This window comes from Qipengyuania oceanensis, from assembly GCF_009827535.1.
In the GTDB taxonomy this organism is placed as follows: domain Bacteria; phylum Pseudomonadota; class Alphaproteobacteria; order Sphingomonadales; family Sphingomonadaceae; genus Qipengyuania_C; species Qipengyuania_C oceanensis.
Genome location: NZ_WTYN01000001.1, coordinates 2037147 through 2050310 on the forward strand (window position 1 = coordinate 2037147; position 13164 = coordinate 2050310).

Annotated in this window: 14 protein-coding genes; 10 read left to right on the top strand and 4 right to left on the bottom strand. The window is 64.8% G+C overall.

What is annotated here, in order from left to right; translation table 11 throughout:
• Window positions 1-169: 169 nt before the first annotated feature.
• Together GRI48_RS09860 and GRI48_RS09865 are read left to right on the top strand one after the other, a co-directional pair.
• On the top strand, window positions 170-2206 hold the full coding sequence (locus GRI48_RS09860; RefSeq protein WP_160674762.1) for a ribonucleoside-diphosphate reductase subunit alpha: 2037 nt from the start codon (window positions 170-172) through the stop codon (window positions 2204-2206).
• A 40-nt stretch (window positions 2207-2246) separates the two neighbouring features.
• Entirely contained in the window at window positions 2247-2615 is a 369-nt protein-coding gene (locus GRI48_RS09865; protein WP_160674765.1) for a PilZ domain-containing protein, read from the top strand.
• An 18-nt stretch (window positions 2616-2633) separates the two neighbouring features.
• Here GRI48_RS09865 and GRI48_RS09870 read toward each other — a convergent pair whose 3' ends face one another.
• The 3 genes from GRI48_RS09870 to GRI48_RS09880 form a co-directional block, all read right to left on the bottom strand.
• The gene (locus GRI48_RS09870) at window positions 2634-4565 is read right to left on the bottom strand and encodes a S9 family peptidase (protein WP_160674768.1); all 1932 of its coding nucleotides are present in this window, start codon (window positions 4563-4565) and stop codon (window positions 2634-2636) included.
• Between the two features lie 165 nt (window positions 4566-4730).
• Window positions 4731-4976 (bottom strand): DUF2171 domain-containing protein, encoded by a 246-nt coding sequence (locus GRI48_RS09875; protein WP_160674771.1) that lies wholly within the window; start codon window positions 4974-4976, stop codon window positions 4731-4733.
• Between the two features lie 312 nt (window positions 4977-5288).
• Window positions 5289-5648 (bottom strand): hypothetical protein, encoded by a 360-nt coding sequence (locus tag GRI48_RS09880; protein WP_160674775.1) that lies wholly within the window; start codon window positions 5646-5648, stop codon window positions 5289-5291.
• A gap of 278 nt (window positions 5649-5926) precedes the next feature.
• Between GRI48_RS09880 and GRI48_RS09885 the strand changes: the two genes are divergently transcribed.
• Together GRI48_RS09885 and GRI48_RS14335 are read left to right on the top strand one after the other, a co-directional pair.
• Window positions 5927-7000, top strand: coding sequence for a ribonucleotide-diphosphate reductase subunit beta (locus tag GRI48_RS09885; protein ID WP_160674778.1), 1074 nt, complete (start codon window positions 5927-5929; stop codon window positions 6998-7000).
• 236 nt (window positions 7001-7236) lie between these two features.
• Entirely contained in the window at window positions 7237-7692 is a 456-nt protein-coding gene (locus tag GRI48_RS14335) for a DUF1294 domain-containing protein (protein WP_237451808.1), read from the top strand.
• A 208-nt stretch (window positions 7693-7900) separates the two neighbouring features.
• Here GRI48_RS14335 and GRI48_RS09895 read toward each other — a convergent pair whose 3' ends face one another.
• On the bottom strand, window positions 7901-8542 hold the full coding sequence (locus tag GRI48_RS09895; protein ID WP_160674781.1) for a thermonuclease family protein: 642 nt from the start codon (window positions 8540-8542) through the stop codon (window positions 7901-7903).
• Window positions 8543-8671: 129 nt separating this feature from the next.
• On the opposite strand from GRI48_RS09895, the gene GRI48_RS09900 reads away from it, so the two are divergent.
• The 6 genes from GRI48_RS09900 to GRI48_RS09925 all read left to right on the top strand — a co-directional run bounded on the left by GRI48_RS09900 (window position 8672) and on the right by GRI48_RS09925 (window position 13162).
• Complete coding sequence (locus GRI48_RS09900; protein ID WP_160674784.1) at window positions 8672-9586, top strand: sulfotransferase domain-containing protein; 915 nt, start codon at window positions 8672-8674, stop codon at window positions 9584-9586.
• Between the two features lie 235 nt (window positions 9587-9821).
• Window positions 9822-10127 (top strand): hypothetical protein, encoded by a 306-nt coding sequence (locus GRI48_RS09905; RefSeq protein WP_160674787.1) that lies wholly within the window; start codon window positions 9822-9824, stop codon window positions 10125-10127.
• Between the two features lie 96 nt (window positions 10128-10223).
• Window positions 10224-11126 carry an acetylglutamate kinase gene (gene argB, locus GRI48_RS09910; RefSeq protein WP_160674790.1) on the top strand — a complete coding sequence of 301 codons (903 nt, stop codon included), beginning with the start codon at window positions 10224-10226 and terminating at the stop codon, window positions 11124-11126.
• Between the two features lie 103 nt (window positions 11127-11229).
• Window positions 11230-11523 (top strand): YggT family protein, encoded by a 294-nt coding sequence (locus tag GRI48_RS09915; RefSeq protein WP_160674793.1) that lies wholly within the window; start codon window positions 11230-11232, stop codon window positions 11521-11523.
• Window positions 11520-12416, top strand: a complete 897-nt coding sequence (gene folD / locus GRI48_RS09920; RefSeq protein WP_160674796.1) for a bifunctional methylenetetrahydrofolate dehydrogenase/methenyltetrahydrofolate cyclohydrolase FolD — start codon at window positions 11520-11522, stop codon at window positions 12414-12416. The genes GRI48_RS09915 and folD overlap by 4 nt, the downstream gene beginning before the upstream one ends.
• A complete protein-coding gene (locus GRI48_RS09925) occupies window positions 12413-13162 on the top strand; it encodes a hypothetical protein (protein ID WP_160674800.1) in 750 nt (249 codons plus the stop codon). Before folD ends, GRI48_RS09925 begins: the two co-directional genes overlap by 4 nt.
• Window positions 13163-13164: the final 2 nt, after the last annotated feature.

Sequence of the window (13164 nt, forward strand, 5' to 3'; positions counted from 1 at the left end):
GCGTTCGCGGGCCGTCAAGGCACGCTCTGTGGACAGTCCGGGTATAAGTAATTGCCGCCTGGTCGCTGCGAAATGCTAGGAATGGTGCTTCGCGCTGATTCGAACACAAGTGGAACATCGGTCCTGCGGGGCCGTTGCATATTTTGGGGCTGAACGGGGCGGGATGACAATGGATTTCAGGACCGGGGACGAAGCGGCAATGGGGCTCGAAGAGGACGTGATCGGCGACAACGCCGAGCTCGATACGACCGCGCGTGATGACAAGGCTGTGAGCATGGACAAGAGCGATCTCGGAAGCGAGGAACTGGTCAGCGACAAGGCGAATGCCGCGCTGGCCGAAGCGGTCGCGGCCGCGGCTGTGGCCAATGCGGAAAAGGCCGACAGCAAGAAGATCCTCGACCGCCGGTTTGACATCGTCACCGATGCGGAGCGCGACGCGCTGCTGACCGAATTCGGCAAGGAAACGCTGATCGACCGCTACCTGCTGCCCGGCGAGACGTTCCAGGATCTCTTCGCCCGCGTGGCCGACTGCTATGCCGACGATCAGGAGCACGCCCAGCGGCTCTACGATTACATCTCGAGCCTGTGGTTCATGCCGGCAACGCCCGTGCTTTCGAACGGCGGCACCAACCGCGGCCTGCCGATCAGCTGCTATCTCAACAGCGTCGAGGACAGCCTCGAAGGGATCGTCGGCACGTGGAACGAGAACGTGTGGCTCGCGTCCAAGGGCGGCGGCATCGGCACCTACTGGGGCCAGGTTCGCGGCATCGGCGAGCCGGTCGGCCTCAACGGCAAGACCAGCGGCATCATCCCGTTCGTACGGGTGATGGATTCGCTCACCCTCGCCATCTCGCAGGGCTCGCTGCGGCGCGGCTCGGCAGCCTGCTACATCGACATCTCGCACCCGGAGATCGAGGAATTCCTCGAGATCCGCAAACCCTCGGGCGACTTCAACCGCAAGGCGCTGAACCTGCACCACGGCGTGCTCGTCACCGACGAGTTCATGGAAGCGGTCCGCGCGGGCGACAGTTTCGACCTGAAATCGCCGCGCGATGGTTCGGTCCGCGGGTCGGTCGATGCGCGCTCGCTGTTCCAGAAGCTGGTCGAAACCCGGCTGGCGACTGGCGAGCCCTATATCGTCTTCAACGACACCGTGAACCGGATGATGCCCAAGCATCACCGCGAGCTCGGACTCAAGGTTTCGACCTCCAACCTGTGTTCGGAAATCACCCTGCCGACGGGCCGCGACCACCTGGGCAACGATCGCACGGCGGTCTGCTGCCTCAGCTCGCTCAACCTCGAGAAGTGGGACGAATGGTCGGGCGACAAGACCTTCATCGAGGACGTGATGCGCTTCCTCGACAACGTCCTGCAGGATTACATCGACCGGGCACCCGAAGAAATGGCGCGCGCGAAGTATTCGGCCATGCGCGAACGCTCGGTCGGCCTCGGCGTGATGGGCTTCCACTCCTTCCTGCAGGCCAAGAACCTGCCGCTCGAAAGCGCGATGGCGAAGGTCTGGAACCTGAAGATGTTCAAGCACATCCAGTCGAAGGCTTCGGAAGCCTCGATGCTGCTGGCGCAGGAACGCGGAGCCTGCCCGGATGCCGAAGAGATGGGCGTGATGGAACGCTTCAGCTGCAAGATGGCGATCGCGCCGACCGCGTCGATCTCGATCATCTGCGGCGGGACCAGCGCCTGCATCGAGCCGATCCCGGCGAACATCTATACCCATAAGACGCTGTCGGGCAGCTTCGTGGTCAAGAACCCGTATCTCGAAAAGCTGCTGCGCGAAAAGAGCAAGGATTCGACGAATGTCTGGAACTCGATCCTGGAGAAGGGCGGTTCGGTCCAGCACCTCGACTTCCTGACGCCGGAAGAGAAGGCGACCTTCAAGACCAGCTTCGAGATCGACCAGCGTTACCTGCTCGAGTTCGCGGCCGATCGCGCGCCCTACATCGACCAGGCCCAGTCGCTGAACCTGTTCATCCCGGCCGACGTCGACAAGTGGGACCTGATGATGCTGCATTTCCAGGCGTGGGAGAAGGGCATCAAGTCGCTCTACTACCTGCGGTCGAAGAGCGTGCAGCGCGCAGGCTTCGCGGGCGGCGTGGAAGCGGACAACACCAAGGACGCGACCAAGTTCGAACTCGCCGCGGCGGCCGGCCAGGAAACCGACTACGAGGAATGCCTGAGCTGCCAGTAGGCCGGGCTGCAAGGCAAGGGGCGGGTATCGACATCACGTGATGAGAACCCGCCAGCAGCCTCGCAAAGCCATCGATACCACCGGCCATTGCCGAACCATGCGCGGCATGGAGTGGGACGTACGGCTGGCCGATATCTCGCAGGGCGGCTGCCGGATCTGCGAACCGCGCGGCGCCTTGCAAAGCGGCGAGACGATCAGGCTGTTCATCGCCGGATCCGGCCCGCACCGCGCACGCGTGATGTGGCGCGACGGCCAGGATGTCGGCGTCCATTTCGAACGCCCGCTGACGCCCGCGCTGCTCGAACAGATCCACGCAGGCAAGGTCGAGACGCCGTCGCAGGATGCCATGGCGGGCGCCGGTCAGGGTTTCGGCCGGCGAACGGGCCTCGGCCCGCTCCGCCCGGTCTGACCGACCCCTCTTTCCCGATTACTTGCCCAGCAGATATTGCTGGAGGAACATCAGCTGCGCGAGCGTGTAATAGTCCGCGTTTTCCTTCTTCGCGAAACCGTGCCCTTCGTTCATCGCCAGGAAGTGCCGGGCCTCGACCCCGTTTGCGCGCACCGCGGCGATGATCTGGTCGGCTTCCGATGCGGGCACGCGCGGATCGTTCGCCCCGGTCGAAACCATCAGCGGGATCCGCAATTCGTCCACGCGGGTCAGCGGGCTGATTTCCTTCAGCTTGGCGCGCTGGACCGGGTCGCGCTCGTCGCCGTACTCGACGCGGCGCAAGTCGCGGCGATAGTCCTGCGTGTTCTCGAGGAAAGTGACGAAGTCCGAGATCGCGACCACGCAGCTCGCCGCATCGAAGCGGTCGCCGTAGAAGATCGCGCTGGCATAGCACATGTAGCCGCCGTAGCTGCCGCCGCGCACCGCCATCCGGTCGGCATCGATCAGCGGATCGGCTTCCAGCGCGTCGAGGAACGCGCCGATGTCTTTCACTGAGTCCTCCCGCTTGAACGGTCCGTTGTCGAGGCTGACGAAGCGCTTGCCGTAGCCGGTCGACCCGCGCACATTGGGGAAGAACTGCGCGATGCCGAGCTCGTTGACGTAATAGTTCATCGACCCGATCGAGCCCGCGGTCGACTGGCCTTCCGGGCCGCCGTGAATGCTCACCAGCAGCGGGCGCTTGCCGGGGAACTTCGCCGGATCGGGCCGGTAGAGGAAGCCGGAGATCCTCTCGCCATCGAAGCTCTCGATCTCGACCAGTTCGGGGTCGACGTTGCGCGCCGGATCGAGGCCGGCAGTCTCGCTGTAGGTCCAGCGCGTGACCTTCAGCGTCTTGGGATCGACGCTGTAGGCATCGGCAGGCGAGCGGTTGGAGGAGAAGGTGAACCCGATTTCGCCCCACGGAGCGATCTCGATACCGCCGATGATCCCCGGTGGCAGATCGACCTCGCGGGTCGCCCCGGTCGCCATGTCGCGGATCTTCAATACCGACTGGCCTGCCCGGTTGATCGTGTAGGCCATAAAGCTCTCGTCTTCGGACATGTCGAGGTCGGAAACGTCCCACTCCTCGTCGATCACCGGCGTGAACTTGCCGGTCTGGCGATCGATTGTCCCGACCCGGCGAAAATCGCTGTCGACGTCGGACAGCGCCCAGATGCGGCCCTGCTTGTCGAAGCCGCCGCCGGCGTAGAACGCCGTCTCGTTCGGATCGGTCAGCGAAGTGATCGCGCCGCTTTCGATATCGAGCAGGTACATGTCGGACTTGGTGACCTGGATGTAATTGACCAGCGTCATCGTCTTGTTGTCGGGTGAAATGTCCCCGACGCCCCAGCCCCCGCCGCTGCGCTCTGCCACGAGGCGTGTGGTCGAAGGATCGCGCGGGTCCATCAGGTAGATGTCGTTGTCGCGGCCCGTGCGCCTGGTCGAGGTGAAGGCGATCAACGAGCCGTCCTCGCTCGTCGCGCCGATCCAATTGCGGCTCTTGCCGTCGGTCAGCAGGACGAGCTTGCCATTCTCGACCCGGAAGATCTGGTTGAACTCGCTACCGCCGATATCCTTCGTCGTGAGCAGGACCTTGCCGTCCCCGGTGTAGACGGCCGAACCGACCGGCTCGCTTTCGAAGGTGATCTGCGTGCGCGCCGCGCCGGGGGCCATGACCCGGTGCAATTGCGAAGTGTCGGCGAAACGGGTGGCGATGATCATCGCCCGGTTCGCTTCGTCCCATCCGCGGAAGGCGGCGCTGCGGCTGTCGGTGTACTGGCTCAGCGCGTCGGCCAGTTCGATCGGGATCGGCGGCAATCCGTCCGCCACGACGGCATCGGGCTTGGGCAGGTAGGCGGTGTCGTCCGCCTGCTGGGCGAAGGCGGCAGAGGAAACCGCCAGAGCGGCGGTGGCAAGAGACAAGCTACGCATGGGCGACCTCGCGACTGGATAATCGAATAGACCGGGCCTCCATTGCAAAATCCTTTCGCCTGCGAAAGGGCGGGGCATGCGGAAAGCCCCGGAACCGCTCATGCGGGCCGGGGCTTCGCCATCGCTACGACTCGTTATGAGGAGCGACCATGTCGGTATGGGAGATCAGGCGCGTTCGAGCACGGCCTTGTTGCCCAGACCTTCGGGAATGCGTGCGCCTTCCTTCAGGTAGATGCGGTTGTCATCGATCTTGTCGACATCGTCGAGCGAGAGGAAATGATGCATCTCGTCGCTGCTGTCGGACCTGGTCAGCTTGATCGCGTCATCCCTGGTGTCGTCCACCGTGCCGACATGCTGGCCCTTGTAGTCGACGACTTCCATGTGTTCCTTGATGCGTAGCTTCTCGAACATAAAACAATCTTTCTGCGGGATTGGCCCGCCTTTTGAATGGGTTATGTTTATATAACGGCCGGCCGGAGCAATCGGTCCACGCTTCGCCGACGCTTGTGCACGGGTGGTGGAGAATGGCGAACCGGGCAAAAATAAAGACGCCCCTTCGGCGATGAAGGGGCGTCTCGGGTCCGCGATCGTCGCCCGCAAAAGGGGAGAAAACAGGCGACGCCTCGCTTGCCTTTCTTCTAGGCCTGACCGGCTTAACCGGGGCTGGCTCGGCGGTTCATTTACGTCGCGGTTTGTATCGCAAATCTTCCGCCCGAAATCCGCCTAGCTGCCGCCCAATGGACGCGCCGCATCAGCCTTTGCGCGGGCCGCCGGATCGTCGGAGATCTCGCCGGGAACCGGCTTGCCCTCGCCGCCGGGAGGGTTGTCCGATGCCTGCCCTTCGAAATGATCGTCGGCTGCCGGGTCGGGCAGTTCCTCCGCCTGCTCCTGCTCCATGTGGCCGTCCTCGTCGCGGCCGTTGCCGTAGCCGCCCTGGGCCCCCGCCTCGGGCGCCTTGGCATTGGTGGAGGAGGGCTGGTTGACCTCGTACTGGTCGTAGACCGGGCGCGCATCGCCGGCGGGGTTCTTGATCGCCTGCGGCTCGTCGGTCTTCGTCGGATCGTATTTCGGGGTGTCGCTCATGGTGGAAAGTCCTTTCCCCCTGACAACCCACGAGGCGTTTCGACCGTTCCCCGCCGCTTATCCCCAAGCGCGCTCCGTCCGGCCCTTCGCAGCCGCGCCGATGAGTCATAGCTTGGGGACCAGAGGGGGCGAGTACCGCGATGATTCGGGCGATCGTGCCGCGAGCTGTTGCATCGGTGACTCACCTTCGGGCCAAGCGCGGATAACCCGCGCGAAAGCCATACCAATCGGGCTGCCAATCGCTATATCTGGTGGCCAACGCGTAACGGAGATACGAGATGTCGCTGCTGGAAGCCCGCAAGACCTACAAGCCCTTCGAATATCCGTGGGCCTACGAGTTCTGGAAGCGGCAGCAGCAGATCCACTGGATGCCGGAAGAAGTGCCGCTGGGCGAGGATTGCCGCGACTGGGCGCAGAAGATCACCGAGCACGAGCGTAACCTGCTCACCCAGATCTTCCGCTTCTTCACCCAGGCCGACGTCGAGGTGCAGGATTGCTACCACGACAAGTACGGCCGCGTGTTCAAGCCGACCGAGATCAAGATGATGCTGACCGCCTTCTCCAACATGGAGACGGTCCACATCGCGGCCTACAGTCACCTGCTCGACACGATCGGCATGCCCGAGAGCGAATATTCCGCCTTCCTCGAATACGAGGAGATGAAGGACAAGCACGATTACCTGCAGCTGTTCGGCGTCGACACCGACGAGGACATCGCCCGCACGCTCGCCGTGTTCGGCGGCTTCACCGAAGGGATGCAGCTGTTCGCCAGCTTCGCCATGCTGATGAACTTCCCGCGCTTCAACAAGATGAAGGGCATGGGCCAAATCGTCAGCTGGTCGGTCCGCGACGAGAGCCTGCATTGCGAAGGCATCGTGCGCCTGTTCCACGAATTCGTGCGCGAGCGCGATTGCTACACCAAGGCGGTGAAGGAAGACATCATCGACATCTGCCAGAAGTCGGTGCGGCTGGAAGACAACTTCATCGACCTCGCCTTCGAAATGGGGCCGGTCAGCGGCATGACGCCGAAGGAGATCAAGAAGTACATCCGCTACATCGCGGACTGGCGGCTGGGCCAGCTCGGCCTGCAGCCGATCTACATGGTGGAAGATCACCCGCTGCCGTGGCTTGCGCCGCTGCTGAACGGGGTGGAGCACGCCAACTTCTTCGAACAGCGCGCGACCGAATATTCCAAGGGCGCGACCAAGGGCAACTGGCAGGACGTGTGGTCGACCTTCGACAAGCGCGCCAAGGCCCGCGTCGCGAACGAGGAAGTCGCCGAGGACGAAGGTCCGGACATGTTCGGCGAAGTCGCACCCAAGGGCGATGCCGGAGTCCAGGCGGCGGAGTAGGGCGGTCCACATAGCCGCTAAGGCGTTCGAATATTCGTGGCTTTGTTAGTGGAACTAAAAAGTTTGCGCAGTTCACGCTGACGACAAATGGCCCATTTGGCTGCGACTATTCGTAATAGCCGACAAGTCTCTCCTTCCCCAAGAAGGGGGGAGCATTTTTGGCACGACCAATACCCGCCGAGCGGAACTCGGTATCAGCAACCATTCCTGAACCATGCTCGCTTTAAGACCGCGCGATGCAGTGGTTTGAACTGGCCATCTACTATCTGATCGCGATCAACTTCGTCGCTTTCGCCGCCTTCGGCTTCGACAAGGCCCAAGCGGAGCGCGGGAGTTGGCGAGTGCGGGAGAGTTCGCTGGTGACGCTCGCCAGCATCGGCGGCATTGCAGGGGCGCTCGCCGGACGGGCGCTATTCCGGCACAAAACGCGCAAGAAGGGCTTTCTCGATCGGATGGTTTCCGGTGCGCTCGCTCCGCCGATCCTCGCCGCGGGGGTCTGGTATTTCGCACCCGCCGTCATGCCGCTCGATCCGCAGGAGAATGCGCGTTTGGAACAAGTCATGGCTAGCGTGTATTACCCTGGCTGCGACCAGGTTCGCGCCGCGGGCAAGGCGCCGTTGCGCTATGGCGATCCGGGCTATCGCCCTGAAATGGATGGCGACGGCGACGGGCTCGCCTGCGAACCTTTTTAATAGGGCACTGCCCACCCCATCCTGTCCTACAGCGCCCGCGCGGTGCTAGCCGGGGCGGATGGACGCCGCTCCGATCCGCACCGCATCTCCCGCTCGAATGCGCGGCGCGGGCGGGCCGGACAATTGCTCCATAACCCTGCTCCATGTGCTCCATCCTGTCGGGCTGGCGCAGCGGCATTCCAAACCGGCCGCACCATCGCCCGCCCCGTCAGCCCCAGTCGCACCAGCCTTCGCGCAAGCCGCCCGAGTAACTGCGGGCGAGGCCTTCGGCGCGCATGACGTCGGCCACATCCTCGTACGTGCCGTCGGGCTGCTCGCGGCGCAGCGTCATCAGGTCGCGGCCATAGCGATCGACCGGATCGTCTGCCCGCGCGACCATCTCGAACGGCCCTTCGTTGAGCCAGGCCTGCAGCCGCACCGTCGCCGCTTCCGCCAGCGCGGCCTCGCCCGCGCAGCGCGATGCCATTTCGGGGGTGTCCATGCCGACGATCCGGACGCGGCGCTCGTCGAAACGGATCGTGTCGCCGTCGACCACGCAGGCATCGTCGCCCCAGCCGCTCTTGCCGCCGCAGCGCGAGAAGTCTTGATCCACCGGTTCCGGTTCACCTTCGAGGAAGGCGGGCGGGCCGACGAAGCCCGGGCTCTGCCATCCGATCGTCACCACCGTCACCAGCGCGATGAACAGCACCCAGGGCCGCGTCTCGCGCCAGGCCTGCCCCCAAGTCTTGCGGCTCTTGCGGCGGATCGGCCCGCGCGTGTGGAATTTCGGCAGCCTGGGCGCTTTGCCCGGGCGATAGCGGCGGCCGGTGCCACGACCCTTTCGCTTCGGGAACTTGACGATCCTGCCCATGCGGTTCGTCCTAGCGCAGCCGGTCGCACCGCGCACCTGCCAAGGCGCGGGCGGGCACGCCGATTTGCCCTTGCGAGCGCATCGTGCGACACTCCTGCTCGGGTCGGACTGCGTGGGGGAGACGGGGACATGACCATCGGGCTGGGGCGCCGCGCGCGCTCGATCGAGGAAATGGGGATCAACATGGGTGCGCTGCACGCGCGTGTGCAGCCGCGGCCCGCTCACGCGATCACCCCGGAGCCGGGCGATGTCTACATCACAAGCTGGGCCAAGAGCGGCACGACCATGACCCAGCAGATGTTCCACCAGTTGCGCATGATCGCCGCGACCGGCGAGGCCGACATGGATTTCGACGACATCAGCCGGATGACGCCGTGGGAAGACACCGCCCACATGCTCGACTTCGACGTGAACGTGCAGCAGCGCGCCGAGCCTCGCGGGTTCAAGAGCCATCGCGAATACGAACGGCTGCCGGCGGGCGGGCGCTATGTCGTCACGCTGCGCGATCCGCACGAGACCTTCGTTTCGCTCTACCGCTTCTTCGATGGCTGGCACATCGAGCGCGGGGCGATCGCGATGGAGGACTTCATGCCCTTCTGGCTGGGCGGCGGGCCGGGCGGATGCGACTATTACACCCATCTGCTGAGCTGGTGGGCACGGCGCGACGAGCCCGATACGCTGCTCGTCGCCTATCGCTGGGCGGCCAAGAACCAGCCGGCGATGATCCGCAGGATGGCGGACTTGCTCGGGATCGCGGTGGACGAGGCGCAAGTGGCCCGGATCGCGGAATGCACCTCGCGCGAATTCATGGTGGCGCACAAGGATCGCTTCGACGACGCCATGATGTGCGCGGTGATGGAGGAGCATCTCGGCATCCCGGCCGCCAGCGATTCGACCAAGGTCCAGGCGAAGGGCAGCGATGGCGGGGCCGTACCGCCTGCCATCGCGCAGGAGATCGACCGCATGTGGGCCGAGCGGGTCGCGCCGGTGACCGGCCATGCGGACTTCGCCTCGCTCGCCGCCGAACTGGACGCCTCCGCCTGAGCGGCCGCCCTGTCCCATCGCGGAACACGCCCTTTCGCGGGGGATGGCGGGCTGCGCGGAAGCGGCCTAGCCCGTGCCTTGCGACCCGAGGGCGGTTTTCGAGCCACCTTCCACCTTGAACCCCGCTTCACTCCCGTGCGGCGGGGTTTCCTTTGCCCGGTGCCGGCGAGCCATCGTCGGAACAGGCATCCGCGTCCGCTCATTATGCCTATGAAACCAGCAACAGGAGCACATCATGAGCGATCCCCTTTCGAGCAAGTCCCCCGCGAAATACCTCTGGCTCGCAGCCATCGTCCTGCTGGCCGTCGCCGCGGTCATCTTCTTCTTCAATGCCGACGGTGACGAGGATCTGGAGACCATTCCCGACTATGCCGTCACCACCGACGAGGAGCGGATGAACACCGACCTGCCGCTGAGCGAGGGCGAGAGCGAGGACATCTCCGGCATGGTGAATGGCGCTGGCGCCGAGGCCACCGCTACCGGTGCCGCCACGGAAGAGCCGATCGTGATCGACGAGCTGGAGCCTGCCGAAACGCAGTAACCGGCGCGATGCGGGGGCGGGGCTGCGAACAGGCTCCGCTTCCCACGCTGCCTGTCCCGCGCTAAGGGCGCGCTCGCACGAGCGAAGGACAGGAAGATGAGCGACAGCGACCAGAAACGGATGCTCTCCAAGGCGGAAACGCTGATCGAGGCGCTACCCTATTTCCAGCGCTACGCGGGACGTACTTTCGTGGTGAAATACGGCGGCCACGCCATGGGCGACGAGAATGCGGCGAAGGATTTCGCGCAGGACATCGTGCTGCTGAAGGCCGTCGGCATCAATCCGGTGGTGGTCCACGGCGGCGGGCCGCAGATCGGCGACATGCTCAAGCGGCTGGGTGTCGAATCGAGCTTCGTCGACGGGTTGCGGGTCACCGACAAGCAGACCGCGGAGATCGCGGAAATGGTCCTGTCCGGTGCGATCAACAAGCAGCTGGTCGGCTGGATCGCCAATGCCGGCGGCAAGGCGATCGGAATATCCGGCAAGGACGGCGGGCTGGTCACCGCGACCAAGGTCGAACGCACCGCGAAGGATCCCGAAAGCAATATCGAGCGGGCGGTTGACCTGGGTTTCGTCGGCGAGCCGGCGCATGTCGACACCACCATCCTCGAGACCGCGGGCGCTTCCGGCATGATCCCGGTGGTCGCGCCGATCGGTGCTGGCGAGGACGGCCACACCTACAACATCAATGCCGACACGATGGCCGGCGCGATCGCCGCGGCGCTGGGCGCGGCACGGCTGTTTCTGCTCACCGACGTATCGGGCGTGCTCGACAAGGACGGCGAATTGCTCACCGACCTCACACCCGACGATATCGCGAGACTGCGCGCCGACGGGACGATCAGCGGCGGGATGATCCCCAAGCTGGAAACCTGTGTCCACGCGGTCGAGGGCGGGTGCGACGCGGCCGTCGTGCTCGACGGGCGGGTGCCGCATGCGATGCTGCTCGAATTCTTCACCGCGCGCGGCGCGGGCACGCTGATCCGCAACGGCGGTTGACCCGCCGATCGACCAGAAGGCGGGGGGCAGCCCGTCTTACGAGGTTGATACACCCCGCCACGCTCGGCTAATACGAAGCGAACCTTAGCGAAAGGCCGCAAGCTTGCTCCTCTTTACACTCGTCCAGATCGTTGAACTGCTGACGAACGTGCTGGTGATGCTGATCATCGTCCAGTTCGTGATCGGTCTCCTGTTCGCCTTCAATGTGATCAACACCGGCAACCAGTTCCTGCTGACGGTCTACAATTCGATCAATTCGCTGCTCGAACCCGTGCTGGCGCCGATCCGCAAGATCATGCCGCGCACCGGCGCGCTGGACTTCTCGCCGCTGGTTCTGATCGTGCTGCTGCAGATCCTGCTGATCGTGCTCAGCAACGTGGCCTACGCGACGGCATGAGCGCGACGATTATCGACGGCAAGGCCTTCGCGGCAGGCCTGCGCGAGCGCGTCGGGAAGCTGGCTGGCGAATTCGAAGCCAAGGCCGGTCGCAAGGCTGGCCTCGCGGTGGTGCTCGTCGGAGAAGACCCCGCGAGCGAGGTCTACGTCCGGTCCAAGGGCAAGGCGACCGTGGCGCTCGGCATGGAAAGTTTCGAGTATCGCCTGCCCGCCGACACGCCGCAGGAAGAACTCGTCGCGATGGTGGAGAGGCTCAATGCCGACCCGAGCGTCGACGGCATCCTCGTGCAGCTTCCGCTCCCCAAACACCTCGACGAGAAAGCGGTCATCGCCGCGGTCGATCCGGATAAGGACGTCGACGGGATCACGCCGACCAATGCCGGCCGGCTGGTGCTCGGAATGGACACGCTGGTGTCCTGTACTCCGCTCGGCTGCACGATGATCCTCAAGGACATGCTGGGCGACTTTTCCGGGATGGACGCTGTGATCGTCGGGCGATCGATCCTTTTCGGCAAGCCGATGGCGCAACTGCTGCTGGCCGAGAACTGCACCGTCACCATGGCCCACAGCCGCACGCGCGACCTGCCCGGACTGCTGCGCCGGGCCGACATCGTCGTCGCCGCAGTCGGGGTCCCCGAGTTGATCAGGGGCGACTGGCTGAAGCCGGGGGCAATCGTGCTCGACGGCGGGATCAACCGGCTTGAGGCCGGACCCGGCGAGGCAAAGGGGCGGCTGGTCGGCGACGTCGCTTTCGACGAAGCTCTCGATCACGTGAAGGCGATCACGCCCGTCCCCGGCGGAGTGGGCGCGACCACCATCGCCGTGCTGATGCGCAACACCATCGTCGCGGCCTATCGCAACGAAGGTCTCGATTTGCCGGACGACACGCTGTGAGGCTGCTCGCCACCGCTGCGATCGTGCTGGCGCTGGCCGGCTGCGCGACCCAGCGGCCGCGCTATTCGGCGCAGGTGATCGACCGCGTGCTCGCCGATGCGCCCTACGAGGCGCAACCGGGCAAGGTCGTTGCCGCCGAAAGCGCTTTTGCCCGCATGGCTCGCGAGGAAGGGCAGTGGACCGCGTTCCGCGAATTCTCGGCCGAAGGCGCGATCATCCACGGCCGCAATGGCCCGATCGATGCCCGCACTTGGCTGGCTGGGCAGAAGGATCCGGAACAGGCCGTCCAGTGGGGACCGCGCGCGGTCTGGCTGAGTTGCACGGGCGACGTCGCGATCAGTCGGGGCCGGCTCGTCGATGCCGATGGCATGGTCGGAACCTATGTCACCGTGTGGCAGCGCCAGTCCGACGACAGTTACAAGTGGGTCTACGATGTCGGGACGCTCGACGATCCGCAGCCGCCCGCTGCCGAGAAGCCTGGGCCCGACGAGATCGTCGTGAGCGGCATGGATCTGGTCCGGGGACACGTCGCCGATTGCCGCGAGGCTGCCGGGCCTCCGCCTCCGCCCATGCCCGAAGGGTTGTATCCCGAAGGAACGCGGCAGGGCGGCGGGCAGGCGCGCGACGAAACCTTGCGCTGGAACTGGCTGCAGCTGGCCGATGGCCGGCGGGTCTTCACGTCATACATTCTTCGCGACGGCACGTGGGAAGCCGCCGCGAAGCTCGATATTCCGCCAGCGGGCTGAGT